We start from the raw sequence: 26,630 nt of genomic DNA on the forward strand, positions 1-26,630 counted from the left end.
ATTTATACCATGAAACTTAGTCTAGGATTTTCCCCATGCCCAAATGATACTTTTATCTTCGATGCCTTGATACATCAAAAGATTGATACGGAAGGGTTAGAATTTGAAGTTTCATTTGACGATGTAGAGACACTTAACCAAAAAGCTTTAAATGCACAGCTAGACATTAGTAAACTGAGTTTTCATGCTTATGCGTATGTTAACCAACAATACGTAATACTTGATGCGGGTAGCGCGCTTGGATTTGGTGTTGGCCCTTTGCTGATATGTAAAGACAAAAAGCTACTTGCTTCGGCTAATCTTGATAATGAATTGCGAGTTGGAATACCAGGTAAATACACCACAGCCAATTTTTTACTTGGAATAGCCTACCCACACCTAACTAATAAAAATATCATGGCTTTTTCGGAGATTGAGGCTGCGTTGTTAAAAAACAACATTGATTTGGGTGTTATTATTCATGAAAATAGATTTACCTATGCTGAAAAGGGTCTTCACAAAATTATTGATTTAGGTAGTTATTGGGAAAGTTTAACTGGCTGTGCTATTCCACTGGGTGGAATTGTAGTAAACAGGTCTTTAGATATAGATGTTCAGAAAAAGGTAAACCGATTGATAAAAAAATCTGTAGCGTATGCTTTTGCGAACCCAAAATCGGGACTCGATTTTATTAAGTATCATGCGCAAGAGATGAGTGAAGAAGTAATGTATAAACATATAGATCTATATGTAAATGAATTTTCAATGAATCTGGGAGTTGAAGGAAGAAACGCAATTGAGGTTCTTTTTAAAATTGCCACAGAAAGAGGAATAATAAACCCCCTACAGCATAATTTATTCTTAACCAGTTAAAACACTAGTTACAAGGCCCATCTGGAATTTCTTTTGTAATCTTAAGTACTTTCGTTACCACCATTGTGGAATCAAAATCAGATGATACAATTGAACTGTCAGATTTTATCAGGTGACATACTACTTCAATATATACAGGTTCGTAAGGCTTTTCAAAGTTAAAATTGCTATAAGCTAGCTCCAACGTTTTTGCACTGTCCGCAACCCAATATTCCTTTCCTTCTTCACAATCAGTAAAAGACTTAATTTCAGGACCAAAGCTATATAGGCCCTTAAAAACCTTTGGCGCATGTTTCTCCTCATTTGCAGCCTTCCTTTTGCAAGCTGCAAGCATGGTAATAAATGATATGGCAAGGATTATATATCTGGTGAGAAAGTTCATAGTTTATAATTGTTGATTCAAATAATCAATTTTTTTAACGCTTAAATTAGCTGATAAAGCTGATGCCACAAAAGAAAATAGACTAACTGTTAGAAACACCAGCAAAAAATCCATCCATTTCAATGCAACAGGATAAGAATTAGATATCATCAAGTTTTCCTGAGACATCTTTACCATACCATATTTTTGCTGTAGAAGACAAAAAACAAATCCCATTACTAGTCCAAATATACAGCCAGTCATTGTAATCATCATCCCCTCAAATAGAAAAATCCTTTTTATTAATGATTTTCCAGCGCCCAAACTACTGAGTATGGCGATGTCTTTTAATTTGTCTATCACAAGCATAGTTAGGGAGCCAATGATGTTAAATATAGCTATTATTAAGATAAAAGTTAAAATTACATAAACAGCCCATTTCTCAGTTCCCAAAATATTGTAAAGTACCTTATTTTGTTGAATCCTATCTTTAACTTCAAATTTTTTACCTATCTTTTCTTCTATAAGTCCTTTAAATTCATCTGCATTGACACCTGGCTTAAGGTTGATTTCAATAGAAGAAATTTTCACTGGCTCACCCAAAAGTTCTCTCGCAAATTTCAGCTGAACAACCGCCATATTATCAAAATCTTGTTGTACCTCAAATATACCTGATACAGGGATAGACAATACGGTAAAATCATCTGCAGGATTAATCGAATTCAAAGCTTTACCCTTCTTCGGTGAAAAGATCTGGAGTTGATTAAAAGGGTCAGTGACATTAACCATCAAATATGTTTGGAGGGCAGATCCTAAAACAGCATATGATCCAGAACTGTTGTTCAATAAAAACTTACCCTCAACAGTAATACTATCTAGACTATTGTTTCTTAGGTATTGTTCACTTACACCCTTTATTAGGCCAACAGATTGCTTATCGTTATACCTTAACAGTGCATTTTCTGATAAGACTTCTGAATAAGAATATATAGATGGATCTTTTTTTAGACTTGTAAAATAAGCAGAATTAGGATCAAAAGTCTTCCCTGCTTTTGGTGATATCACAATTTCTGGTGTAATGGTGTTAAACATCTTCAACACAACCTCACCAAATCCATTAAATACAGATAGAATGATGATCAAGGCAGCACTTCCTACAAATACCCCAACAACTGATATCGTTGATATAATATTAATAGCATTGGTAGACTTTTTTGCAAAGAGATACCTTCTGGCGATATAAAATGGGGTATTCAAAATCTTAGTCTTATTTTAAGAAAGAATTATTTAATTTTTCAAACCCAATAGTTGTTGTCGAACCATGACCAGGGTAAACCTTACAGTCATTGGGCAGTTTAAACAAGTTGTTCTTTATACTGTTTAATAATTGGGCATGATTTCCACCGGGAAGGTCAGTACGTCCAATACTGTTATAGAATAATACATCTCCACCAATTAAAAAATTATCAATCCTGGAATAAAAGCACAAATGTGCAGGAGAATGTCCAGGAGCATAAATTAGCTCTAAAATACTATCTCCAAAAGAGATCTCTCCCGTTTCAGGAAGAAAAACATCGGGTTCGGGCGACAAATCGTACTTTAAGCCCATTGCTGGCAGATAACTTGAAATCGCCTGAAGAACGACCAATTCACCTCTATGAAATTGCGGTTTTAACCCCCAAATATCAAACACAAATTTATTACCGAAAACATGATCATAGTGGCAATGCGTATTGAGTAAAAGAACAGGATTTAATTTCTCAAGCTTTATAAAGCTAGCCAACTCGTTTTGCTCTTCACCATCATACATCCCAGGATCGATGATCACACATTGCTTAGTCTCGTCGTATAATACATAGGTATTTTCACCTACTGGGTTGAATGTAAACTGCTTAATTTTAATCATCGTATACTGGCTAATTATTCCATTTAAAGGTCTCAATCATTTTGTCGATATCTTTTTTTATAAACGTTATCACTGGTTGAATGGAGTCATATTGTGGCCGTTCGTTAAAATACAACGCTCCCCTAAAATAATGCTTAATGCTATCAGTTAAAAAAAACTGTACAGATGAAGCTGTATTACCTTCTATAGCATAATATATGCCGTAAACCTTCCTGTTTGGGTAATTAATTAGTTTTTGGTCAATTGCATCAGCCTTTACGGTATGTTTAAAAGCAAATGTTCTGGCGTCCTCCACCAAACCTTCGTACTCCGTTTTATTAAGTACATCATAATAGGTAAGATGTAACCTTCCGTTAAATTGCTTGAAATCCAAATTGTACCAGCACGCTTGCCCTTTTCCAGATGTTTCAGGTATCATATCCGCATATACAGGATAGTTAAAAGAATAAGCACAACTGCTATCAAATTTCCGATAAGACTTCTTTGGGAAATCTATTTTAAAATAGCCACGAGGTTTTGGCGCATAACTATCGCCACTGCAAGAAAGCAATGCAAATAAAAAAGAACAAAAAACTGCTGTGAGTTTCTTCATTTATTCCAAAGATACCATGATCTTTCTGCTTGAAGGTATAACATCTCTAGTCCATTTTTTACCTTCGATCCGTTAATCCTTGCCTTGTTCAGAAATGTAGTTTCTTCCGGATTGTAAACCAGGTCATAAACCAAATGAGAAGAATTCAATTCATGATATGGAATTTCAGGACAAGATATTACATCTGGAGACATTCCAAGAGGCGTGGTATTGATAATGATGGTATGTTCTCCCATCAACTCTGGAGTAATATCTGTGTAAAGTATTGAAGAGTCTGATTGCCTCCTTGTCACTAAAATAAAGGGTATGTTCAATTTACTTAAAACATATTTAACTGCTTTAGCAGCACCCCCATCACCTAAAATAAGCGCCTTTTTATGCTGAGGCTCCAGTAGTGGTTTTAAAGATTCTTCGAACCCATAGGTATCTGTATTAAATCCCTTAAGTGAAATTACACCTCCTGCCCGATCTATTTTAATGCAATTAACTGCTCCCACTGCTCTAGCAGCTTCATCAATTTCGTCTATAATTGCCAATACTTCCAGCTTATAAGGAATTGTTACGTTTAACCCTTCTAGTTCTGTGTCGCCATTGATCAACCCAGCAAGCATTCCAATATTCGCTAATGGATATAATTCATACTGGCAATCAGCTATGGCTTCATTTTCGAACTTTGCAGTAAAGAATTTTTTAGAAAAAGAATGAGATAAAGGAAAACCTATAAGTCCAAATTTTCTCATTAGAATTATAAATTGTTAAGGTCCAAAAAATAATCGAAAGTATCTCCCCTCAAACCTAATCTAATAGTTTCCAATGGGATAACCTCTGCAGGAGCAATATTACCAAGGTTAACATTCGTACCAAGCAATTTAATAAACCAAACCTGTTGCTCCTTTTGCGGGGCTTCCCAGATGATTGTCTCTTCAGGTATTTGAGTTAATATTTCATCAACTAATCCTTCTCTTACCTCTCCAGAACCACGGTATATACCAACATTACCTCCCTCTCTAGCCTCAGCAATAACTTTCCATGAACCTGCATCCAACTCAGCCTGCATCAATTTAATCCATTTATAAGGGGCAAATATTTTTGCTGCATCTTTTGATCCAACCTCTGATATAACAGTAACATGCTTGGATAGCTTTTGAATGTACTCACACTTTAAGTCGTGCTCAATAGTAATCGATCCATCAGAAACTTCTACATATTCCATTCCAAACTGCTCCAGCACACGGCAATAGTCGTCAAACTGATTCCGGATAATAAAGGCTTCAAACAGTGTGCCTCCAAAATAGGTAGGCAGTCCGGCTGACCGGTAAATTGCAAGCTTTTCTTTCAGTTTTGGTGTTACAAAAGAAGTAGCCCACCCTAATTTCACAATATCTGTATGAACACCAGCAACATCTATAAAATCTTCAGTTTGTCTTAAACTTAGTCCTTTATCCATTACCATGGTGATCCCTTTATTACGGGGTTTATCAGGGCGCTCTGGTATATTATTTAATGAATAATTCATATTGACCACAAAGGTGAAAAAAATCAGACAGTTTTTACAAGTAATATTTAATAAACAATTGGGTATTATTTTATGAACCGACTTATTACCTCTAAAATAGAGCCATTTTCCTGTAATTGAGGCAAGTACTCGAAAAGTATGTAGTGCTTTTCAGGATCTATAGCCAATGCTGTTTCCAGATATATAAGTGCGTCGTTCTTTTGTCCAAGTGCAAACAGGTAAGCCACCATGCGATAATAAAGCTCAGCTGCGTCAGGATTGTTCTTGATAGCGTCTGCAATTGTTTCAGATGCTTCCAGCAATTTACCTTGTTCATATAACACAGTTGAAAAATCCAGCCATGCCTCCACATCCAGCGGATTATACTCCAAAACTTTATGATAAGCATCCACAGATTCATTTATCTGACCAAGTTTATAATAGGCGTCTGCCATTGCGAACCAAAAATCTGGGTTTTCATCATCCAACCCTATTGCTTTTCTGTAAAAATGCAAAGATTCAAAAAACCGTTCCTCAAAATTTAAGGTAACACCGATACCAAACCAGGCATCAGCCATTTTAGGGTCCATTTTTACCGATTTCTTATAGTACGATCGCGCCTCATCCATTTTTTCCAGCTTCTCATAACATTCACCAATTGCACAATAGGTATCTGCATTTGGCTTTTCATATTCAAAGGTCTGTTTATAAACCTCTATTGCCTCTGCATAACGATCCAATTGTACCAATGCATTACCCTTATTATAATATGCAGAAGCAAAATTGTCCTTTATCAATATGGCGTAATCATACGCATCTATAGCTTTCTCAAAAAGGTCAAGTTTATGATAAGAATTTGCCAAATTATACCAAGCCGCATAGGAGTATGGATCCTTGTCTATGTACTCTTCATAAAACTGTATGCTTTCCTCTTGTTTATCCAAAATGTCATAGCAGAAAGCAAGTTCATACAAACTATCCTTGTTCTCCATATTGAGCTCAAGACTTTGTTTAATATAAATAATCGCATTTTCATAATCCAGCATATTTTGATAAACATATGCGATATGGAGCAAAATCTCATCGGTTGTTTCCGCAAATTTTAATGCAGTCTGAAAATTATCCAATGCCTCAGCATAACGCTCCAAACTATTATAAATATTTCCTCTTAACAAATAAATTTCAGAGTCCGATGCCTCCAGCATCTCTGCTTTCTGTAAAGCTAGAAAAGACCGATCTAACTGATCTGTCGCAAAAAACAATTGCGCCTGTTTAACCAGGAACACTGCAGCATAGGGGTGTTGGTTTACAGCATATTCAATAACCTGAAGTGCCTTTACAGGGTCGTTTTTTTCAATATAATAATCTATGATATTTTCAAAAGCCTGCGCATCAAAAAAATACTGATCCTGATTGCGTATCATTTCTTCATAACGCTCTACAGAACGTTGGGCATCGTCATTAAACTCAAAATAAAATTCCTCTTCCATAACATCGAACGATTAAGAACAAATCCCTATTGAATATCTGTTATAAGTTTACAATAATATTTGTATAACTCGACAAATAATTTTCCACATACAAACACCCATTTTTATAATTAACTGATAATAAATACTATCGGGATTGCGGAGGAAAATGTTTTACAAAATAACGTAACATTAACTAAACACGGGTAATCTAAAGGTCATGAAAAACATAGGTAATCCCTTCAAAATCCATCCTAAAATATGCGAATATTTTACCGCTGGCACAATGTATAAAGTTTGATCTTTAATCAAAACCTATAAAAATGAAGGAATAATATCCTAGTTTATTTGAAAGCGTACTAATTTGATGTATGTTTAAAGATTTTAATTTCATCTGATGCTTTTGTTTTAATCTTTGATCAATGTTACGTGTAGATAGTACCAAACCTTGCAAAATTGTATATTCATTATGTAAGCATACGTATTTGGGGTATCTCATTGAACCTCATATTGTTCAACTGAATCCACAGGGTGATTTTTCCTTAACCTATCAGAGGCTCTTCTCTCATACTGCTAAAGAATTTGCATCCCAACTAACTGAGCAGGATTTTAAATTAATCAAGATCCTCGATGAAACTGAACAGGACTTTATCATTAAGAAATACCATAAAAAGGCAGTCAGACCAGTAGAATTTTTCAGCAAGTTTTTTAATGATAAATTTTATGATAATGTACGTCCAAGAATAGAAAAAAGATTATCAGAAGTCCTGGAAATACTTAAAAGCAAATCGTCATTATATTTAACAGATAGCGATGGATGGCCTGCCGAAAGAAGGATCGATATCGCAACATCTCCCTCAACTGTTCTTTTCCATTTCAGGAGAAATGAGGAGGAAACCAGGTATTTCCCAACTATAAAATATGAGGACCATCGCATCGATTTTATGTTTAAAGATGCTCAGATCATCAGCAACCAGCCTGCATGGTTATTGCTTAATGACATGATCTATTTCTTTGAGCAGGATATTGAAGGAAAAAAACTCCTGCCATTCTTAAATAAGCGTTTTATCACCATTCCAAAAGCTACAGAAGAAACCTACTTTGAGAAGTTTGTGGGGCCTTTGATAGAAAAATATCATGTCTATGCTGAAGGTTTCGAAATTAAAACTGCCAAATTTAATCCAACACCTACCATCAAAGTAATTTATGTTGAAAACGGCATTTCTCAACTTCAGCTGTATTTCAAATATGGTGAATATGCATTTACAATGGGCAGTGAGAAAAAGGTTACTGTGCGACTATTAAAAGAGGGTGAAAACTATACGTTTACCAGAATTAAGCGAGACACAGGTTTTGAAAAGCTAAACTTCGACCTGCTTTTAAGCATGGGCTTAAAAAAAGTAAGCGCCCTGTTTTACAATCTAGAAGTATTGAACCTTCATCAGGAAGAGGAAAATTCTTATGCAATTATCAATTGGGTAAACGAACATATCATTGAACTTACAGAGAAGGGATTTGAAATTGAACCGCAAACCGGACATAAGAGATTTCTTTTTGCAACAAACAAGATAGATTTTGAAGTTAAGGAGGATAACGATTGGTTTGACATCAATGCTATTGTTTATTTCGGCAACCATCCTATTCCCTTCATCTCTTTAAAACAGCATATTTTAAATAAAAAGAGAGAGTTTACCTTACCTGACGGGTCAATTGCTATCATTCCAGAAAAGTGGTTTACCCAATATGGCAGCCTGTTCAGTCTCTCGGATGGTTCAAAAAACCTGCGCCTAAAAAAATACCATATCGGTTTAATTAATGAATTGGCAGAAGATGGGATAGCCAGTGTTACCCTCAGCAGAAAACTAGAAAAGTTAAACGACTTTGAAAATATTGCTGATGTACAAATGCCAATAAATTTTAAGGGCGATCTGAGAAGTTATCAAAAAGCAGGTTATAACTGGTTTAGCTTTTTAAGGGAATATAATTTTGGTGGTTGCCTGGCAGATGATATGGGATTAGGAAAAACGATTCAGACATTGGCTATGCTTCAAAAACTCAAAGAAGAGGATGAGGAAAATTTAAAATGTAGCACCTCTTTAATAGTAATGCCCACATCACTAATTTACAACTGGTTAAATGAGGCAAAAAAATTTACGCCCAAGCTAAAAATCCATGCGCATACAGGTACATCCAGGAATAAGGAGGTAAGTAAATTTGCAAAGTATGACATCATTATAACTACTTACGGCATAACCAGAGTTGATATAGACATTTTAAAAGAATTTTATTTCAACTACATCATTCTAGATGAAAGTCAAAACATAAAAAATCCATCATCTAAATCATTTAAGGCTGTAAAAGCACTTAAATCTAAAAACAAACTAATTCTAAGTGGTACACCAGTGGAAAATTCTGTAAGCGATTTGTGGACACAACTTTCCTTCTTAAATCCTGGTCTTTTAGGCACGCAATCCTTTTTTAATGAAGAGTATGTGCAGGCCATAGAAAAACGCAAAGATGAAGAGAAGGCAAAAAAGCTCCAGGCCATCATCAAACCATTTGTCTTACGCAGAACCAAGGAACAGGTAGCTGCAGAGCTTCCCTCAAAAACAGAGCAAATATTTTACTGTAACATGAGTGAAGATCAAGCGGCATGTTATGAGAAAACAAAATCTGCCTATCGTAACGATTTGCTAAGCAGCATGGACGATGTATCTTTCAAGAAAAAACAAGTTCAATTACTTCAAGGTTTAACTGCACTACGCCAGCTGGCAAACCACCCGGTAATGATTGATGATCAATATGAATCAGATTCAGGAAAGTTTGAGAATGTAATTCATACATTGGATAACGTACTAAAAGGCGGTCATAAAGTGCTTATTTTTTCACAGTTCGTTAAGCATTTAAGCATTTTCAGAAAATACTTTGAAAGAGAGCAAATTCCATTTTCCTACCTTGACGGTTCAACAAAAAACCGGGGCGAGATTGTAGCGGATTTCCAAAAAAACACCGACTTAAAAGTCTTTCTAATCTCTATAAAAGCAGGGGGTGTGGGTTTGAATCTAACCCAGGCCGACTATGTTTTCATCTTAGATCCATGGTGGAATCCGGCTGTAGAGCAGCAGGCAATAGACAGAACCCATCGTATCGGGCAAGAAAAGAAAGTCTTTATTTACAAATTCATTTCTAAAGATACGGTAGAAGAAAAAATACTGTCATTACAAAACAGAAAAAAAAGACTGGCAAATTCATTAATCACAACAGAAGAAAGCTTTATCAAGTCTCTAAGTAAAGAAGATATTCAAGAGATTTTAAGTTAGGCTTAAAGCCATTCCATATACTTAGATCTTTCTATCATTACTGCACCTAAGCTCAGCAGATGATCATTGGGAAGCTGGCAATCGATAAGACCATATTTATCTGAACGGCATAAATTTATGAGCGCTACTTTAGATGCATTACTAACCAAACTAAACATGCTTTCTCCACAAAAAACTCTTCCTAACATCACACCGTATAAACCACCAACAAGATCATCTCCTATCCAAACTTCAACACTACTTGCATATCCCTGTTTAAATAAACTAATATAAGCCGCTTGCATCTCTTCGGTTATCCAGGTTCCAGGCTGGTCTTTCCTCCCAATTTCAGCGCAATTCAAAATCACATCTTCAAAAGCTATATTGTAAGTCACGTTAAATTTCCCTGATTTAATCAGTTTATTCATGCTTTTACTCACTTTAATAGCCTTCGGATAAATCACACAGCGTTCGTGCGGGGAGTACCAGCAAATGGGGTCATCTTCGCTGAACCACGGAAATATACCATTCTGATAAGCCAAAAGTAAGCGCTCAACACTTAAGTCGCCACCTACGGCAAGTAACCCATCCGGATCAGCCAGTTTTGGATCTGGAAAAACAACCTCCTCATCGGGCAATCTAAAAACCATTTACAATGATAACACTAATCTGTGATGAGCCCAATGCTTTTAGAATGTTGTATCGCTTCTTCACTTGTGTTGAATAAGCAGGTACTGATGTGCTGATTGCTGATTCTTTTTAACAAATCAATGGTTTCTAATTCTTTTCCCTTCCTCACATTTCTAATATATACTGCTGCAATATTTTTAGGGTATTTTTCTGCTATAGCCGTATAAATTAAAGGATCTCGCTGAGAATTATCCCCAAAGAAGACAAATTTCTGATTAGGGAATGCATCCAGGATTCTCATCACACGGATCAGCTTTCCATCATGCCCTGTTTTTCCGGTTTTTATTAAGTCTTTCCAACGCTTTATCTGATTTAGCAGGAAAGCGCCTTCAGGTAATTTGTTAAACCTAAACGTTTCAACCAGATAATCGTATAGATTCCACTCACTACTGGAAACATAAAAAAAAGGATTGGGTTGAGCAACATCAGTATGCGCAATAGCCAGCAAACTGTAATGTCTGTAGGCGTCCTTGAAGGTCTTCCTTGTCCGTGGATTTTTAATGAGCAACTCTCGCAACCTCCTGGTGATTTTTGCAGAATGCGAAACCATAATGGTATCGTCTATATCAGAAATGAAAGCATATTGAGTAATATGCGGCACAAAAATCTTTCCCTCACCACTTGCCAGCACTAAGCCATCGTTCCCCACTGCTTCTACTTGTACGCTGTGCCAGCCTGCCTTAACTTCAGTGTTGGCTTTCCATTCAAACTTAAAAAAACCGTCGTATTCTGTAGTATTGCTAACTACCTGACCATTAAATAGTAGCCTCACTTTAACAAAAGGATATGGCTTTAGAATAAATAGCTTAAATAAGTGGATGATATTTACAGAAAGCCGATTGCTAAACTTCTGGGTTGTTTTAGCCCTAAATCTAAAAACATGACCATACACCACCAAATTATTCGTATGGCCATATCCATGGTAGACTTTAACACTAATAGATTTTTTCATCACTAATTAAAACAGTGTACCCCCAAACTTGTTTGTGTAATTAAATAATACCCAATGTCCAACACAGTTGAAAAGCAAAAATTACTCTTAATATTAAACCCAGGGTCAGGTAGTGGTGAGAAAGATCTTAAAGAAATTATTGAAAAGTACCTCGCAAAATCAGATCATCTGTTCGAAATTTATACGCTATCAAAAAACTTTTCCATTCAAGAGCTAAAAGACAAAATATCAGAAGTTGCTGCAGATAAGATAATTGCAGTGGGCGGCGATGGAACCGTAAAACTAGTTGCAGCGTGTCTTTTAGGTAAAAATATACCCATCGGTATTATACCTGCCGGATCAGCAAACGGAATGGCTAAAGAATTAGGGATTCCAACAGAGCCTATTCCAGCGCTGGAACTTTGTCTTCACGGAAAACCAAAAAAAATCCATGCAATAACAGTCAATGGTGAGTTGTGTATTCACCTCGCAGATATTGGTTTTAATGCCTACCTGGTTAAGAAATTTAACAGCCTTAAGCACAGAGGCATGTGGGGCTACACTAAAGCAGCATGGCAGGCATTATGGAGCCATCATAAGTTGGACGTGACCTTTAAAATTAAAAACAAAATGATCCGCTCAGAAGCCGCAATGGTGGTCATTGCCAATGCAACCAGATATGGTACAGGTGTAAAAATAAATCCTGAAGGAAAGCTTGACGATCGGGTATTTGAAGTGGTACTTGTTAAAAAATATTCTGTAATGGAGATTTTAAAATTGAAGTTTACAGACATGAAGTTAAACCCAAAAAACATAGAGGTATTCCAAATTACAGACCTTAACATTAGAACCAAACGCAAAGTACATTTTCAGGTAGATGGGGAATATATAGGCAAGGTAAATAAAGTGGATGCCACTATTATCATTAATGCAATTAGTGTTATCGTATAACTTTACTTGCAATACTTAGCAAGCAGATCTTTAGAGATATCAGAGCCTATGTATTTAATAAAATTAAACTCTTCACATGCACCTTGCAAATCGCCCTGCTTTAATTTTTTCTTCCCATCCTGCAAACGCTGAGACACATAATTATCATCATAACCCAAAGCGGCTTTCAGTTCCGCTACTTTACTTTCCCCTATACCAGGCTTTTTACCTACCTCTTTATCCCGGTAATAATTCAGGATGGTATTCGTCAAATCAGTATTTGCTTTGTAAGCCGATATGGCCAGATTAATATCCTGCGCTGTGCGCCCATTACAATCCGTTAGCTTAAATGATATCGGGACAAGAATAGCCACTGTTGTATCATGATCGACTGGAACAATCCACTTACCGCTGCTCATTCTAATTAATCGCAGCGCTTCATTATCCAGATCGGTACCTATACCATTTCTCACCTCAGAATAATATACTTTACCATTTTTGTCGAGCTTAAATGCAATAGTAACAGTCCCGCTAATGCAATTGGCTAGTGAATACTTTGGGTAAATCTTATTATTTTGAACAAATGCATCCAATCCTCCTTTTAATGAGGGTTGGGCGCAAAGGTCTATCCCTAAAAAAATTAATAAAACAAGTAGACAACTTTTCATGTCTACTAATCTGCCTGATCCTCGTCTTCTTTACGTTCTTTGGAAATCTTATCAAAGATCTTATCCATATGTTCTACGTATTCATTGGTATCATCAAGAAAGAAAGTTAATGTAGGAACTACCCTTGCCTGGTGGCGAATTCTAGAGCCTAACTTATAACGGATTTCTCCCGCATGAGAATTTACTTCTGCAACAGTAAGTGTAGTATTATTGGTATTTAGAAAGCTTAAATAAACTTTAGCCACGGCAAGATCTGGTGATACCCTTACTTTTGTAATGGTAACCAGCGTATTTGGTAAATATGCTGCTCCTTCTCGCTGAAAAATCGCGGCCAATTCTTCTTGTAGCACTCCGGCAAATTTCTGTTGACGTTTACTTTCCATAATTTCTTTATTTTAAAACAACTTTCAACTAGTATAGCAGCTTATCATATGGATAGCGTTCTGTATGAAGGGCTAAAACTTTATCGTATAATAATTGCTTAAATTCTTCTAAATTTTCTTTGTGTAATGCAGATATAAAAAGTGCAGGAGCATTATTTGTACCCATCCAGCTCTTTTTAAAGTCCTCCAGTGTCAATGTCACAGCTTCCCCTTCTTCATCCTGTAGCTCAGGATTCATATAGGCATCAATTTTATTAAATACCATAATGGTCGGCTTATCTCTTGCACCAAGATCTTTTAATGTTTCGTTTACCACATTGATCTGATCTTCAAAGTGGGTATGCGATACGTCAACAACATGAATCAATATATCTGCCTCTCGCACCTCATCCAGTGTAGATTTAAAGCACTCCACAAGGTGATGCGGCAATTTCCTGATAAATCCAACTGTATCAGACAAAAGGAAAGGAACATTTTCTATTACTACCTTTCTAACAGTCGTATCTAATGTAGCAAACAGCTTATTCTCTGCAAAAACATCTGATTTTGAAAGCATGTTCATAATGGTAGACTTGCCAACATTGGTATAACCAACCAGCGCAATCCTAATTAGCTGAACACGATTCTTCCGTTGGGTTTCATTTTGCTTGTCTATTAACTTTAACCTGCCCTTTAATAAAGATATCTTTTCCAGGATCATCCGTCTGTCACTCTCAATCTGAGTTTCACCCGGACCTCTCATACCAATACCCCCTTTTTGTCGCTCCAAGTGGGTCCAAAGTCTGGTAAGCCTTGGTAAAAGATATTGAAGCTGTGCCAGTTCGACTTGAGTTTTCGCCTGCGCCGTTTGCGCACGTCCGGCAAAAATATCCAATATCAGGTTACTGCGATCAAGTACTTTAACCTGTAGCTCGCGTTCAATATTCTTTAATTGAGATGGCGATAGCTCGTCATCAAACACTACCATATCTATTTCCTCAGACTTTACATAAGCCTGTATCTCTTCTAATTTTCCTGTACCTACAAAGGTAGCACGGTCTGGCTTTAGCATCTTCTGAGTAAACTCATGGTCTACCACACCACCAGCTGTATCCACCAAAAAAGCCAACTCATCAAGATACTCTCTAGTCTCTTCAGCCTTTTCACCAGGTCTGATTACCCCAACAAGTACCGCGCGCTCCTGTTTAAGTGCTGTATCGTAAGTTTTCTGTTTTCCCATTGTAAAGTACAAAGATACAAAAGTTATACCGAGATCAATTCAGTTACAAAGCTTTGCATAGCCAATGCAGGGTTAGCCGTCTTCATAAAATTTTCCCCAATAAGAAATCCGTTAAATCCTGCGCCTTTCAAATCCTTAATCGTATCTGTATTGCTAATCGCACTTTCAGAAATCTTCATAAACTGATCTGGTATTTGTTTAACCAGATCAAAAGAAGTCTGAATGTTCACCGTAAAATCAGCCAGGTTTCTGTTGTTCACCCCAATGGCGTCCAGATCATTACAAATGCTTCGCTCCAACTCTTCCTGGTTATGAACTTCCAGCAATACATTAAGTCCGAGGTCCTTTGCAAAGCCTGAAAGGAATCTAACTTCTGCCGGTGTTAATATGGCTGCTATTAACAGAATGATGTCTGCCCCCCAGGCCTTCGCCTCCAGCAACTGATATTCATCAATCATAAAATCCTTCCTTAATATAGGAATATCGTTGGCAGCCCGCGCTTCTAGCAGGTCGGCCGGCTTACCGCCAAAAAAATCAATATCAGTTAATACAGACAGTGCTGATGCTCCCGCTGCAGCATAGCCTCTGGTAACCTCGCTTACATCAGCAAGACCATTAATTACCCCTTTACTGGGAGACCTCCGTTTAAATTCTGCAATAATACCTGTACGGTCTTGCGCCAAAAGAAAGTCTTTAAAAGAATAGGTATCCCTTTTAAAATAAGGCTCCTGTTTGAGCTGCTCAACAGAAACCAATTGCTTTGCTTCTGCAACTTCAACGCGTTTCCTTAATACAATTTGATCTAAAATATTCATATTAGCTTTCTAACCAATTTTTCATCATCTGTTTCCCATATTCCGTAAGCACACTCTCCGGATGAAACTGAACACCACGAACATCCAGTTCCTTATGTCTCAATGCCATGATCTCATTTGCATCATCTGTAGCAGTCACCGTAAGGCAATCTGGCAAGCCATCATTACTAACAACCCAAGAATGATACCTGCCAACATTAATTACATCCGGACAGTCTTTAAACAATAACTCTTCCCTATCAATTACAGTTATAGGTGTTGCAATTCCATGCATTGGTCTGCCAAGGTTCAAAAGGCTTCCTCCAAATGCTTCTGCAATGGCTTGCTGACCCAGGCATACGCCAAATATACTTTTGGTAGGCGCATAGGTTCTAATCACGTCAAGCAACAACCCGGCTTCTACTGGGATTCCGGGGCCGGGAGATAGCAAGATTTTATCAAATTGATCTGCATCGCCCAGCTCAAATTTATCATTCCTCCAAACCTCAACATCTCTACCCAATTCATTTACCAAATGCACCAGATTGTAGGTAAAAGAATCATAATTATCTATAACCAAAACCTTATTAGGTTTATTTTCCTTGTCTATCATTTCTATATTAAATATCAGCTGCCATTTGAACTGCTTTTCTCAATGCAGCAATTTTATTATTTACTTCGTTCAATTCATTTTCTGCAATAGAATCTGCAACTATCCCGGCCCCTGCCCTGTAATGCAACTCATTGTTTTTGCTCATAAAGGTCCTGATCATAATGCAGTGATTAAACTCATCGTTAAAACCCAGATAACCTAAGGCACCTGCATAGAAATTCCTATCTAATCCCTCGTATTCATCAATCAACTGCATAGCCCTGTATTTTGGTGCCCCGCTCAGCGTACCAGCTGGATAAGTATCAGCCACTATTTTGAAAACAGGTACATTGGCCTGCAAATTTCCAGATACTTTTGATACCAGGTGGATCAAATGAGAGTAGTATTGCACTTGTTTGAACGACTTAACCTCTACTCCAGTACAGTGCCTGCTCAGGTCATTTCTTGCCAAATCCACTAACATGACATGCTCTGCACTTTCTTTAGGATCATTTTCCAGTTTTCTGGCTTGTTCAGCATCTTCTTCATCATTACCTGTCCGCTTAAATGTTCCCGCTATTGGGAAGATATTTGCCACATTGTTCTTTATCGTAATCTGTGCTTCTGGTGATGAACCAAATAGCTTAAAGTTGCCATAATCAAAGTAAAAGAGATATGGAGAAGGATTAATAGATCTTAAACAGCGGTATACATTAAATTCATCTCCCAAAAAAGCCTGCTTGTATGCTCTTGAAGGAACGATCTGAAACACATCACCCCGCAAAATGTGCTTTTTCATCTTTTCAACAATCTCCTTAAAATCCTGATCCTTTAGGTTAGAGGTCTCCTCGCCATTAGTCTTAAAACTGTATTCAGGAAAATTTTTGTTTTTAATAATGTACTCAATCTTCTCTAAATCATCAGTCTCATCGTCGTTGAAAGTATTTTTAAAAATAGTAATCTCGTTTCTAAAATGATCAATTGCAATAATATACCTATAAATATGATACTGCATTAATGGTATTTCATCTTGCTTAGGCGATTGGGCAGTGAATACGATATCCTCAAAATGCTGAACTGCATTCCAGGTAAAATAACCAAAAAGGCCACTAGATATGTAGCGCTTGTCTTCCAATACATCTGGTATAAATTCATTTTTAAAGCGCTCCAGCTCTTCTGTTAGCACGAAACTATCTTTCTCTTCCTTTCTGCCATCTGGAAAATAGGTTTTAAGCATGCCTTTCTCTAGCACTATACCAGATACTGGCTCAGCACAAACATAACTAACTGAGTTTTCGCGACTGTGGTAATCTGAACTCTCCAATAGTATGGTGTTCGGAAAAACATCCCTCAGCCTCAGGTAAATACTTACAGGGGTTGTTGTATCTGCGAGTCGCTTTTTATAGGCCGTACTGATTTTATAATTACTCATACTCATTATCCTGAATTTGTATCAGGATCTCATTTTAAATTAGTTGTAAAAAAATAAAACCCGGCGTATGTTCTACGTCGGGTTTCAATGTGGTCGGTTTAGGTTGATAAACTATAAGGTACACAAGGATGGGACGAAACTCTTTTCAGAATTACTACGCCATTGCCAAGTATGTATAATGTTAATCATGTTCAACAAAAATATAAATAAAAGTTACAAAGCAAAATTAAATTGTCAATTTTATGAAATACCAAACAATGAGCGTGTTGGATCTGCTTTTACCATAGCAATGATAGCCGCCACAATAAGAACCAGTGCTAAACCAAAGTAAAGGGCAATATTACGGTGCCTAACTGGTCCGGCATCTGCTGTTTTCTTAGATCTTGCATTACCATAGGTAATTAAAACAATAGCAAGCACCATCATACCAATGTGTTCCATTTTCCAATAACGGCCTATCGCTACACTGCTATCAACTTTGTACCAGTCATTCATAAAATAAAGGACTAGGCCAATCAACAACTGTATATGTGCTGAAATTAGTGTAAATACATTAAACTTCCTGTTGGTTTCGGTATATGGCTTTTTACCCATCCATCCTGCAAGTGCTTGTACAAATGCTAGAATCAATAACGTTAAAACAATGTAACGCCATCCGGAGTGGGCGCTCTTTAATATGTTATACATAATTTAATTTTTTTCAAACTTAAAGAATATGTTTCTCTTTATGCTTCAATTGCATCATAAACAACAACCTTTTCCCAAAGCGGACTGCAATTCTTGATAAACTCCAGGTGTAATGGATGTGTTTGATAAACTTCCTGGCCTTTCAAATCACTAAATAGCATAAGTTCTGACACACTCCAGCTAACATCTACAACATCTCTCTTTTCAGTGGAAGCTACAATACCTACATGCAACTCTTTAACTGTTTCAATCTTTTTCAATTTATGTAAGCCGGCAATCAGCTTGTCTTTGTCTTCTTTAGAATCCGGGTTCTTCAACCAGAAGAACACATGGTGAACAACGGGATATTTATTTTCCATACTTGTAAAAGGCATTGCTTTGGCGGCAACTGTACCTGCAGCAAGTGCCGCAGCAGTTCCTAAAAATTTTCTTCTGTTAGGTTTCATAATCTGATAAAGATAATACACATCAGGCATTTCTCCAATAGTCTTTAATTCGGCTTAGTATAAATTGTCGGGTAAAATTTACTGACCATTTGTTCATGTAATCCAAAGCAGGAAGCTCGTTGTATACTTCTTCTACAATTCTCTTATATTTCTCCCATACTTCTCCCACAAAAAGCACCCTAAGTGGCGCTTCTGTGGGAGAAATGTAGGACAAAGGCCGGATATGTGGGAAACTTAACCGGTATTTTGCTATATTGAGGAATGGACTTCTCTAAAAATTACACCCTGGAAGATGATCGTGTTTTACTCAGGCCGCTTGAAGCAAGCGATTATATAAACCTTGTATCTTATGCATCAACTGAGCCTGACACCTGGAAATACTCGGCCGTAAGTCTGGTTGGAGAACAAGGAATGCGGGATTATATTGAAGAGGCCTTAAAGCAGCGCAACGCTAAAACAAGCTATCCATTTATTGTATTTGACAAGCTGGAACAGCAATACATAGGTTGCACCAGATTTTATGACATGCAGCCGTTTCATCAAACTACACAACTGGGCTATACCTGGTATGCGAGTAAAAGTCGCGGAACGGGCATTAACAAACGTTGCAAATACCTGCTGTTAAAATTTGCTTTTGAAACACTAGACATGGAGCGGGTAGAGTTTAGGGCGGATTTAAAGAACGAGCTTAGTATAGCTGCCATGAAAAGCATTGGCTGCACACCAGAAGGAATATTGAGGCAAAGTCTAAAACTGCCTGATGGAAACAGACGAGACTCTATAATACTGAGTATACTAAGACCGGAATGGTTTGATCGGATTAAGGAATCTTTAAAAAGCCGACTGGGTTAATCCATTTAAAACTAAAAAGTCCGGTTGCCTGAAATGAATTCAGATCAACCGGACTTTTCTTTTTGAAATTAGATTTACCAATTTCTATTTCGGTTTACTATCTATTTACTGATAACGCTTTATCAATTGTAAAGTTAAGTGCCGTTCTATGCGCTTTAGTTTGCTCATCAGTACTCGCTGCTGCGCTCAATTGATCTTTAACTTTTATTAGCGTAGACAAGGCTGCTGCCTTGCTGGCATTATCATAACCTCCCTGCGATGCAACGATAGCTGTAAGTGCTTTTACATATTCTGTTTGAAGATTTTGACGGAAAAGGTTAACGTTGCTTTTTAAATCCGCAGCAAAGATATCGTCAGAAAGATCATTCAAAACACTGGCAACCGAATAGGTATTGCCATACAAACCACTGTTGTTGATTCTGCTCAAAGTTGATGGATGTAGCAACTGCGCAAGCGTATTCATTTGTAGTGATAGAAAGGTGTTTTGAGGTTTGATGTCTTCATTATTTCCAGAGAAACCAAAGCCCCTTCTTTGTATTTGCAGGTATGGGAATAGTGCTTTATCTGCATCAAAAGCATCTGGAGCAAAAACATATTTACTCAATAATGCCAACGACTTTTTCTGGTAGTCTTCAGGAACAGGTGTAAAAGGTGCTGTTGAAGTTTTCTGACCCACAAAGCTCCTGTCGACATATACCCCACCAATAAAACGGCTTAATGCGGTGGCCATACTTAACCGTTGTCCGTTAAGTTGCAAGTAACGGCTGCGAAGTTCCTGGTAGCTTTGGTCTGGTTTACTGAACCTGGATTTCAACTTCGGGATCATGGAATTGAGCAGCTTTAACCTGTCTTCACCATAAGTAACCATATCGTTGGTCTGGTCGTTAACGTTTACCCTTGGATCTATACCACCACCCGGACTACGCATATCATCTGCATCATTACCGAAGGCAAGTTGGGGATCAGTGCTCCTGCTCAGGATCTTATTTAACCCGGCTTCTTCTTCAGCCGCTGTAAAGGGCGTATAGCCATATTCAATAGCCCAAAGATCGTAGGGACCGGCCTTTGTAGTATAATAATCGCCTTGTTTACTACGATCAGAACTCACATTGATTGCAGGATAATCCATTACAGATCCTTGCAAGCCTATTTTACGGGTTAGTTTAACATCGTTCATTTGTGCCGGACTAAGCATTTGGCTGGCCTTCATGTTGTGGTTTAATCCTAAGGTATGGCCCATTTCGTGCATAATCAGATAATAAAGAAATTCCTTGTGCATTTCCTTTATGGTCTCAGCTCTTTTTGCTTCTGGCATATCTGCATCCAAAACCTCAATGGCCGATAAACCAGTTTGATATTGCATACTCAATTCCTGAGCAAGGGCACAGGTAGCCATGTGGTTTTTGTTGTAACGCATACCTTGCTGAGTTTCGGCTAAGGCTTCGGCTGGTTTTTCCCATGGCAAGGACATCGCGGCAGCATTGCCTCCGTTATAAAGCTCGTCGGTTACCGCTACACCAGCACCAGAACGCCATTCAACAGTAATATCGGCACCAAGAATCTGTCCGGTTAAAGGATTATAAAAGCTTGGGCCAATTGCGCCGTATGACGGATAAGCTGAAGAAACCCAGCGAATCACGTTGTAAGCAATATCTGAAGGATCCCAGGCTACATGATCTGGCATTTGTTTCATAACAACAGCGTTTTTAAACCCTGTTTTCTCAAATGCTTCGTTCCATTTCTCTCCGGCTTCTTTAATAATTGGGCGGTATTCTAAGGGTGTAGTGTTTTCAATCCAGAAAACAATAGGCTCTACTGGCTCACTTAATTTAGCAGATGGGTCTTTTTTCTTTAAGTTCCAACGGCTAATGAAATCTTTGTATGGTGTTGGAGAGAGTGAAGTAAGATTATCTACTTCTGCTCCAAAATAACCTACTCTGGGATCATCTCTGCGGGCACGAAAGTCGTTTTTAGGAACCTCAAGAAATGAATGCTGCATTTTAACCCTTACGTACCGGGCGTCGGTGATGTCTTTACCTCCTCCGTTAAAGGGCATCGGATTATCATAGGCTAGATCTACCACCACATCTGTATTACCAGGAAAAGATTTTACAGTTGTGTACTTAGACTTAGAAGTATTCAGGTTTCCAAGATTAAACATAGCACCGGGAGGCATTCCTGGAGGTGTTATCGGCTTCACCGGATCTAACTTGTCGCTTATAAAAAGCCCGTCAACTGATACAAGGTAACCACCTTCATCACTCGCACTATATTTATCCGAATAAAATACGGCATCAGAGACGTCAACATTTGCCGCTTTGCTTACCGGATTAGCTTTATCATAATAGAAATTGGTATTCTCCTGAAGGAATTCGATCTTATCATCTGCTTTGCTGATATGAAATAAGAGCGTACTTCTAATCATATTCTGATTTAAGAACAAAGTAGTTGGTCCGCCCATGGAAAAGCTTTGGTAAATGAAATCTTTACCTAACTGCTCTTTCTTTACATACAGCTGCAAACTGCCCGTAACGGTATCCTTATAAAGGGTAAAAAGGCCATCAATTTTTTTGCTGGACTTAATCTTCTCCGTTATACTTGCCTTAGCGGGTGGCGCAATAACTTTTTTAACGGAATCGACTGTCTTTTCCAATGCTTTTTTCTTATCCTGAGCAGAAGCGCTGAATGCAAGCAGTGCGGCTAAGGGCAATAACCATATATGTTTTCTCATGCAATAATTTTTCACCTAAAATAGCAATTTTCAGTCTCAAAATATAAGCCAAGCCTATATTTTATTAGTTGAAAAGCTAACAATTAAGATTACATGGCTAAAGGCTTAAATTTCCTACTTAAGTAATCATCTTTACTGTGCTAAACCGCGTAAAATACCTGTTATAAAAGTGATTGTACTATGTTTTTATGATAGATTTAGACACTTAACTTAATTTTATGAAGAAAATTCTACTCGGCCTGGCTTTGGTATTTTCTGCTACACTACTTTTTGCTCAGCAAACTTATCCTGTTAATGGTTCTTATGATATAAGACAGGGGTTATTTGCCTTTACAAATGCAACCATTGTAGTTAGCGTTAATCAAACCATTAAAAATGGCACTTTATTAGTAAAAGGCCAAACCATTCAATCCATTGGTACCGCTACAGCCATACCAAAAGGATATGTAGTCATTGATCTTAAAGGGAAATTTGTTTACCCTTCACTTGTTGATGCCTTTACCTCTTACGGACTACCAGAAAATGCGACCGCAGCTGGTCGCGGTTTTGGAGGTGGCCGTCAATCTATTTTTACCTCCACTAAGAAAGGTGCTTATGGCTGGAATGAAGCCATCAGACCAGAGACTCAAGTAAGCACTGTATTTGCAGCTGATAACAAAAAAGCCGAGGAACTACGTAAAGCAGGTTTTGGAAGTGTTAACGCAATTAACAGAGATGGAATTGCAAGAGGTACATCCGCAGCAGTTACCCTTAGCGACGAAAAAGAAAATGGCACATTGCTAAATGCCAAAGCAGCTGCCAACTATTCATTTAACAAAGGTAGCTCTCAAAATGATTACCCTACTTCTTTGATGGGCGCCATCGCCCTTTTACGTCAAACTTACTACGACGCACAATGGTATGGTAAACAGAAAGAAGAATACAACATCTCCTTGGCTGAATTTAACAATCAGCAAAATATGCCGCAAATATTTGAAGCTGATGGATGGCAAAATGTTCTTCGGGCAGATAAAATAGGAAAAGAGTTTGGCAAGCAATACATTATCAAATCTGGTGGCGATGAATATCAGCGCATTGATGCCGTGAAAGCTACTGGTGCCAGCCTAATTGTACCCATCAATTTTGTTAAGGCTTATGATGTAGAAGATTCTATTGAAGTAAGGAATATTACGCTTGCACAAATGAAAGGTTGGGAGCTTGCACCTACCAATCCTGCGGTTTTAGAAAAAACCGGTATCAGGTTTGCTTTGACCGCCTTTGGATTAGAAAATGTAAAAGATTTTTGGACCAACATCCGCACAGCGATAGAAAATGGTTTAACAGAAAAACAAGCCTTGTTATCAATTACGGAAATTCCGGCAGGAATGATCGGGATTTCAGATAAAGTAGGAACGCTCGAAAAAGGTAAACTGGCCAACTTCATTATTACATCTGATAGCTTATTTAAAAAGACTACTGTTATAGAAGAAAACTGGATACAAGGCAAACGTTTTATGTTGGTTAAAAAAGATGGAACGGATAACCCAATCACGGTTAAAGACAGCTTGAATAAGCTATCGGCAAAAAAGCCGGAGACGAAGAAGTCTGTTGGTATGGGGCAGTTGATTTATCCGTTTTCTGTGTTTGGGGCTGCTAAATTACCAGCCCAGGAAACTGTACTGTTAAAGAATGCAACCGTATGGACTAATGAGAAAGACGGCATTTTACAAAATGCAGACGTATTAATAGAAAACGGTAAGATTAAAGCAGTTGGTAAAAACCTGTCCGCCGGAAATGCAAAAGTTATTGATGCAACCGGCAAACACATTACGCCAGGAATAATTGATGAGCACTCACACATAGCAGGTGCGGGCGGCATTAATGAAGGTGCACAATCTTCTTCCGCCGAGGTGAGAATAGCAGATGTAATCAATTCTGAGGATGTGAATATCTATCGCCAACTGGCTGGAGGGGTAACTACTTCTCACATTCTACATGGATCAGCAAACCCCGTTGGCGGACAATCGCAACTGATCAAATTACGTTGGGGTAAACTACCTGAGGAATTAAAATTTGCAGGAGCCGATGGTTTCATCAAGTTTGCATTGGGAGAAAATGTTAAGCAAAGTAATTTTGGAACAGGTGCGCGCTTCCCGGTAACCAGAATGGGTGTGGAACAATCTTTTGTAGATGAGTTTACCCGGGCAAAGGAATACAAAGCTGCGCTGGCTGTTAAAGGGAATACTATACGCAAGGACTTAGAGCTGGATGCTATTGTTGAAATTCTGGACAATAAACGCTTTATCACCTGCCACTCTTATGTACAATCGGAGATCGCCATGCTCATGAATGTTGCAGATAGCCTTGGCTTTAAGATCAACACATTTACTCACATTTTGGAGGGTTATAAGGTTGCTGATAAAATGAAAGCCCACGGTATAGCGGCATCTACTTTTTCTGATTGGTGGGCTTACAAAATTGAAGTCGCAGAAGCCATCCCTTATAATGGCAAGATTATGCATAACGTAGGTATTACTACTGCTTTTAACTCTGATGACGCTGAAATGGCGAGGAGATTAAATCAGGAAGCCGGGAAAGCTGTTTTATATGGCGATGTGCCTGAAGAGGATGCCTTTAAGTTTGTAACGCTTAATCCAGCAAAAATGCTTCATATTGACAACAAAGTAGGTAGTTTAAAAGCCGGTAAGGATGCAGACATCGTAGTTTGGTCTGACAATCCCTTATCAATTTATGCAAGGGCTGAAAAGACATTTGTTGATGGCATTGCCTATTGGGATATAGACCGAGATGCACAGGTTAGAAAAGATCAAAAAGCGGAACGCAGCCGCTTGATTCAGAAAATGCTAGACAGCAAGAAAAGTGGTGTTAAAACACAACGACCATCTGGAGAAGCGCCGCGTTTATATAACTGTGAAACACTTGAAGATTATTCTGCAGGATTAAATGAATTAGAAAGGAAAAATGCTCATGAATAAATATATTTATACACTGCTACTAGTGGGTTTAGGGTGCGGTGCCTTTGCACAAGCAAATATCTATCCTGCCAAAGCTCAGGACAAAAAAATAGCGATAATGGGTGCAAAGCTGCACTTGGGTAACGGTCAGGTAATCGAAAATGGGTACCTGATGTTTGATAAAGGAAAGATAACTGCGGTTGGCGATGCCACCGTTGCAAAATTTGACCTAACAGGCGTGAATGTGATTACCTCTAATGGTAAACACGTATACCCTGGATTTATTGCGCCCATTACAAATTTAGGTTTAACAGAGTTTGAGGCAGTAAAGGCTACGCTTGATTTTGAGGAGATTGGCACCTTTAATCCGCATATTCGTTCACTTGTTGCTTATAATACGGATTCAAAAGTTCCAGCTACACTAAGAAGCAACGGAATTTTAATGGCGCAGATTACCCCTCAAGGTGGAACCATATCAGGAAGCTCATCTGTGGTGCAGCTAGATGCCTGGAATTGGGAAGATGCCGCCATTAGAAAAGACGATGCACAACACATGAGCTGGCCGGTTACTCCCGTATTTAGAGGTTTCGGAAGAGCAGGAGGCACGAATCAAGATGAACTTAAAGAGCGCACACAAGCCCTTATTAACGAATTAGATCAGCTATTTGCTGAAGCAAAAGCCTACTCGGAGACTGACAAGCCGGCTGTTACCAATGCTAGACTTGCGGCTATGCGGCATCTGTTTGATGGGAAAGAAAAGCTTTTTATAACTGCAGATGCTCAAAAAGACATGATGGCAGCAGTTAAGTTTGCTAAAAAATATGGTATCACTCCTGTTATTGTTGGGGGTGATGAGGCCTACCTAATCATTCCTTTCTTAAAAGAAAATGGAATAGCGGTTGTAGTTAAACAACCACATGCTTTGCCAAATAACAACGATGATGATGTAAACATGCCTTATAAAAATGCTGGTATTTTAGCCAATGCAGGCATTGAAGTTGTTGTAAGTATAGATGGCTATTGGCAGCAAAGAAACCTTCCATTTATGGCAGGAACTGTAGCAGCATGGGGTTTGGATAAGGAGAAAGCCTTGCAAACAATAACACTTAATACCGCTAAAGTATTGGGTATAGACAAAACAACAGGAAGTTTAGAAATTGGAAAGGACGCTACATTTTTTATCTCTGCCGGTGATGCATTGGATATGAAAACTAATAAAGTAGAGAAAGCTTTTATTCAGGGACGCGACATCAACTTGGATAACTTGCATAAGCAACTGGACAAAAAGTTTAGCGATAAATATAATGCTGATAAAAAATAAGACACACAAAAAAAGAGTGGCCCTAT

25 protein-coding genes are annotated in these 26,630 nt (G+C 38.0%); 6 read left to right on the top strand and 19 right to left on the bottom strand.

What is annotated here, in order from left to right:
* The first annotated feature begins 9 nt into the window (after window positions 1-9).
* Window positions 10-852, top strand: a complete 843-nt coding sequence (locus ACVWYN_RS01100; RefSeq protein ID WP_457286974.1) for a menaquinone biosynthesis family protein — start codon at window positions 10-12, stop codon at window positions 850-852.
* Window positions 853-856: 4 nt separating this feature from the next.
* Here ACVWYN_RS01100 and ACVWYN_RS01105 read toward each other — a convergent pair whose 3' ends face one another.
* The 7 genes from ACVWYN_RS01105 to ACVWYN_RS01135 form a co-directional block, all read right to left on the bottom strand.
* Window positions 857-1,234 carry a hypothetical protein gene (locus ACVWYN_RS01105; protein WP_457286975.1) on the bottom strand — a complete coding sequence of 126 codons (378 nt, stop codon included), beginning with the start codon at window positions 1,232-1,234 and terminating at the stop codon, window positions 857-859.
* A 3-nt stretch (window positions 1,235-1,237) separates the two neighbouring features.
* Window positions 1,238-2,470, bottom strand: coding sequence for an FtsX-like permease family protein (locus tag ACVWYN_RS01110; RefSeq protein WP_457286976.1), 1,233 nt, complete (start codon window positions 2,468-2,470; stop codon window positions 1,238-1,240).
* A 10-nt stretch (window positions 2,471-2,480) separates the two neighbouring features.
* A complete protein-coding gene (locus tag ACVWYN_RS01115) occupies window positions 2,481-3,119 on the bottom strand; it encodes an MBL fold metallo-hydrolase (RefSeq protein WP_457286977.1) in 639 nt (212 codons plus the stop codon).
* Between the two features lie 10 nt (window positions 3,120-3,129).
* Window positions 3,130-3,711 carry a gliding motility lipoprotein GldD gene (gene gldD, locus ACVWYN_RS01120; RefSeq protein ID WP_457286978.1) on the bottom strand — a complete coding sequence of 194 codons (582 nt, stop codon included), beginning with the start codon at window positions 3,709-3,711 and terminating at the stop codon, window positions 3,130-3,132.
* Window positions 3,708-4,451 (bottom strand): shikimate dehydrogenase family protein, encoded by a 744-nt coding sequence (locus ACVWYN_RS01125; protein WP_457286979.1) that lies wholly within the window; start codon window positions 4,449-4,451, stop codon window positions 3,708-3,710. The genes gldD and ACVWYN_RS01125 overlap by 4 nt, the downstream gene beginning before the upstream one ends.
* 5 nt (window positions 4,452-4,456) lie before the next feature.
* A complete protein-coding gene (locus ACVWYN_RS01130) occupies window positions 4,457-5,227 on the bottom strand; it encodes a phosphosulfolactate synthase (protein WP_457286980.1) in 771 nt (256 codons plus the stop codon).
* A 65-nt stretch (window positions 5,228-5,292) separates the two neighbouring features.
* Window positions 5,293-6,696 carry a tetratricopeptide repeat protein gene (locus ACVWYN_RS01135; RefSeq protein WP_457286981.1) on the bottom strand — a complete coding sequence of 468 codons (1,404 nt, stop codon included), beginning with the start codon at window positions 6,694-6,696 and terminating at the stop codon, window positions 5,293-5,295.
* 401 nt (window positions 6,697-7,097) lie between these two features.
* Between ACVWYN_RS01135 and ACVWYN_RS01140 the strand changes: the two genes are divergently transcribed.
* Window positions 7,098-9,995: an SNF2-related protein gene (locus tag ACVWYN_RS01140; protein ID WP_457286982.1), complete on the top strand. Its 2,898-nt coding sequence runs from the start codon at window positions 7,098-7,100 to the stop codon at window positions 9,993-9,995.
* 2 nt (window positions 9,996-9,997) lie between these two features.
* Here the strand turns inward: ACVWYN_RS01140 and aat are convergent, their stop codons facing one another.
* Window positions 9,998-10,624, bottom strand: a complete 627-nt coding sequence (aat, locus tag ACVWYN_RS01145; protein ID WP_457286983.1) for a leucyl/phenylalanyl-tRNA--protein transferase — start codon at window positions 10,622-10,624, stop codon at window positions 9,998-10,000.
* A gap of 14 nt (window positions 10,625-10,638) precedes the next feature.
* A complete protein-coding gene (locus tag ACVWYN_RS01150; RefSeq protein ID WP_457286984.1) occupies window positions 10,639-11,616 on the bottom strand; it encodes an App1 family protein in 978 nt (325 codons plus the stop codon).
* A gap of 54 nt (window positions 11,617-11,670) precedes the next feature.
* On the opposite strand from ACVWYN_RS01150, the gene ACVWYN_RS01155 reads away from it, so the two are divergent.
* Window positions 11,671-12,546, top strand: a complete 876-nt coding sequence (locus ACVWYN_RS01155) for a diacylglycerol/lipid kinase family protein (RefSeq protein WP_457286985.1) — start codon at window positions 11,671-11,673, stop codon at window positions 12,544-12,546.
* Window positions 12,547-12,548: 2 nt separating this feature from the next.
* On the opposite strand, the gene ACVWYN_RS01160 is transcribed toward ACVWYN_RS01155, so the two are convergent.
* The 9 genes from ACVWYN_RS01160 to ACVWYN_RS01200 all read right to left on the bottom strand — a co-directional run bounded on the left by ACVWYN_RS01160 (window position 12,549) and on the right by ACVWYN_RS01200 (window position 18,960).
* Window positions 12,549-13,193, bottom strand: a complete 645-nt coding sequence (locus ACVWYN_RS01160; RefSeq protein WP_457286986.1) for a TonB family protein — start codon at window positions 13,191-13,193, stop codon at window positions 12,549-12,551.
* 5 nt (window positions 13,194-13,198) lie between these two features.
* On the bottom strand, window positions 13,199-13,576 hold the full coding sequence (gene rbfA, locus ACVWYN_RS01165) for a 30S ribosome-binding factor RbfA (protein ID WP_457286987.1): 378 nt from the start codon (window positions 13,574-13,576) through the stop codon (window positions 13,199-13,201).
* 28 nt (window positions 13,577-13,604) lie between these two features.
* A complete protein-coding gene (hflX, locus tag ACVWYN_RS01170) occupies window positions 13,605-14,795 on the bottom strand; it encodes a GTPase HflX (protein ID WP_457286988.1) in 1,191 nt (396 codons plus the stop codon).
* Between the two features lie 23 nt (window positions 14,796-14,818).
* The gene (gene trpC, locus ACVWYN_RS01175) at window positions 14,819-15,610 is read right to left on the bottom strand and encodes an indole-3-glycerol phosphate synthase TrpC (protein WP_457286989.1); all 792 of its coding nucleotides are present in this window, start codon (window positions 15,608-15,610) and stop codon (window positions 14,819-14,821) included.
* Window position 15,611: 1 nt separating this feature from the next.
* Complete coding sequence (locus ACVWYN_RS01180; protein WP_457286990.1) at window positions 15,612-16,202, bottom strand: anthranilate synthase component II; 591 nt, start codon at window positions 16,200-16,202, stop codon at window positions 15,612-15,614.
* Window positions 16,203-16,209: 7 nt separating this feature from the next.
* On the bottom strand, window positions 16,210-17,613 hold the full coding sequence (locus ACVWYN_RS01185) for an anthranilate synthase component I family protein (RefSeq protein ID WP_457286991.1): 1,404 nt from the start codon (window positions 17,611-17,613) through the stop codon (window positions 16,210-16,212).
* 240 nt (window positions 17,614-17,853) lie between these two features.
* Window positions 17,854-18,300 (bottom strand): cytochrome B, encoded by a 447-nt coding sequence (locus ACVWYN_RS01190; RefSeq protein WP_457286992.1) that lies wholly within the window; start codon window positions 18,298-18,300, stop codon window positions 17,854-17,856.
* Window positions 18,301-18,338: 38 nt separating this feature from the next.
* Window positions 18,339-18,746: a Dabb family protein gene (locus tag ACVWYN_RS01195; RefSeq protein ID WP_457286993.1), complete on the bottom strand. Its 408-nt coding sequence runs from the start codon at window positions 18,744-18,746 to the stop codon at window positions 18,339-18,341.
* A 22-nt stretch (window positions 18,747-18,768) separates the two neighbouring features.
* On the bottom strand, window positions 18,769-18,960 hold the full coding sequence (locus ACVWYN_RS01200; protein WP_457286994.1) for a hypothetical protein: 192 nt from the start codon (window positions 18,958-18,960) through the stop codon (window positions 18,769-18,771).
* A gap of 47 nt (window positions 18,961-19,007) precedes the next feature.
* Here ACVWYN_RS01200 and ACVWYN_RS01205 point away from each other — a divergent pair, with 47 nt between their 5' ends.
* Window positions 19,008-19,598: a GNAT family N-acetyltransferase gene (locus tag ACVWYN_RS01205; protein WP_457286995.1), complete on the top strand. Its 591-nt coding sequence runs from the start codon at window positions 19,008-19,010 to the stop codon at window positions 19,596-19,598.
* 97 nt (window positions 19,599-19,695) lie between these two features.
* Here the strand turns inward: ACVWYN_RS01205 and ACVWYN_RS01210 are convergent, their stop codons facing one another.
* On the bottom strand, window positions 19,696-22,329 hold the full coding sequence (locus ACVWYN_RS01210; protein ID WP_457286996.1) for a zinc-dependent metalloprotease: 2,634 nt from the start codon (window positions 22,327-22,329) through the stop codon (window positions 19,696-19,698).
* A gap of 218 nt (window positions 22,330-22,547) precedes the next feature.
* Here ACVWYN_RS01210 and ACVWYN_RS01215 point away from each other — a divergent pair, with 218 nt between their 5' ends.
* On the top strand, window positions 22,548-25,304 hold the full coding sequence (locus tag ACVWYN_RS01215; RefSeq protein ID WP_457286997.1) for an amidohydrolase family protein: 2,757 nt from the start codon (window positions 22,548-22,550) through the stop codon (window positions 25,302-25,304).
* Complete coding sequence (locus ACVWYN_RS01220; protein ID WP_457286998.1) at window positions 25,297-26,604, top strand: amidohydrolase family protein; 1,308 nt, start codon at window positions 25,297-25,299, stop codon at window positions 26,602-26,604. The genes ACVWYN_RS01215 and ACVWYN_RS01220 overlap by 8 nt, the downstream gene beginning before the upstream one ends.
* Window positions 26,605-26,630: the final 26 nt, after the last annotated feature.

The organism is Pedobacter sp. UYP24, assembly GCF_054057295.1.

Coding starts and splice junctions, on each gene's coding strand:
- trpC (WP_457286989.1), bottom strand. CDS start 15,610: ATGAATATTTTAGATCAAATTGTATTAAGGAAACGCGTTGAAGTTGCA.
- ACVWYN_RS01100 (WP_457286974.1), top strand. CDS start 10: ATGAAACTTAGTCTAGGATTTTCCCCATGCCCAAATGATACTTTTATC.
- ACVWYN_RS01105 (WP_457286975.1), bottom strand. CDS start 1,234: ATGAACTTTCTCACCAGATATATAATCCTTGCCATATCATTTATTACC.
- ACVWYN_RS01155 (WP_457286985.1), top strand. CDS start 11,671: ATGTCCAACACAGTTGAAAAGCAAAAATTACTCTTAATATTAAACCCA.
- gldD (WP_457286978.1), bottom strand. CDS start 3,711: ATGAAGAAACTCACAGCAGTTTTTTGTTCTTTTTTATTTGCATTGCTT.
- ACVWYN_RS01130 (WP_457286980.1), bottom strand. CDS start 5,227: ATGAATTATTCATTAAATAATATACCAGAGCGCCCTGATAAACCCCGT.
- ACVWYN_RS01160 (WP_457286986.1), bottom strand. CDS start 13,193: ATGAAAAGTTGTCTACTTGTTTTATTAATTTTTTTAGGGATAGACCTT.
- ACVWYN_RS01205 (WP_457286995.1), top strand. CDS start 19,008: ATGGACTTCTCTAAAAATTACACCCTGGAAGATGATCGTGTTTTACTC.
- ACVWYN_RS01115 (WP_457286977.1), bottom strand. CDS start 3,119: ATGATTAAAATTAAGCAGTTTACATTCAACCCAGTAGGTGAAAATACC.
- ACVWYN_RS01190 (WP_457286992.1), bottom strand. CDS start 18,300: ATGTATAACATATTAAAGAGCGCCCACTCCGGATGGCGTTACATTGTT.
- rbfA (WP_457286987.1), bottom strand. CDS start 13,576: ATGGAAAGTAAACGTCAACAGAAATTTGCCGGAGTGCTACAAGAAGAA.
- ACVWYN_RS01195 (WP_457286993.1), bottom strand. CDS start 18,746: ATGAAACCTAACAGAAGAAAATTTTTAGGAACTGCTGCGGCACTTGCT.
- ACVWYN_RS01220 (WP_457286998.1), top strand. CDS start 25,297: ATGAATAAATATATTTATACACTGCTACTAGTGGGTTTAGGGTGCGGT.
- ACVWYN_RS01135 (WP_457286981.1), bottom strand. CDS start 6,696: ATGGAAGAGGAATTTTATTTTGAGTTTAATGACGATGCCCAACGTTCT.
- aat (WP_457286983.1), bottom strand. CDS start 10,624: ATGGTTTTTAGATTGCCCGATGAGGAGGTTGTTTTTCCAGATCCAAAA.
- ACVWYN_RS01215 (WP_457286997.1), top strand. CDS start 22,548: ATGAAGAAAATTCTACTCGGCCTGGCTTTGGTATTTTCTGCTACACTA.
- hflX (WP_457286988.1), bottom strand. CDS start 14,795: ATGGGAAAACAGAAAACTTACGATACAGCACTTAAACAGGAGCGCGCG.
- ACVWYN_RS01210 (WP_457286996.1), bottom strand. CDS start 22,329: ATGAGAAAACATATATGGTTATTGCCCTTAGCCGCACTGCTTGCATTC.
- ACVWYN_RS01125 (WP_457286979.1), bottom strand. CDS start 4,451: ATGAGAAAATTTGGACTTATAGGTTTTCCTTTATCTCATTCTTTTTCT.
- ACVWYN_RS01150 (WP_457286984.1), bottom strand. CDS start 11,616: ATGAAAAAATCTATTAGTGTTAAAGTCTACCATGGATATGGCCATACG.
- ACVWYN_RS01180 (WP_457286990.1), bottom strand. CDS start 16,202: ATGATAGACAAGGAAAATAAACCTAATAAGGTTTTGGTTATAGATAAT.
- ACVWYN_RS01140 (WP_457286982.1), top strand. CDS start 7,098: ATGTTACGTGTAGATAGTACCAAACCTTGCAAAATTGTATATTCATTA.
- ACVWYN_RS01185 (WP_457286991.1), bottom strand. CDS start 17,613: ATGAGTAATTATAAAATCAGTACGGCCTATAAAAAGCGACTCGCAGAT.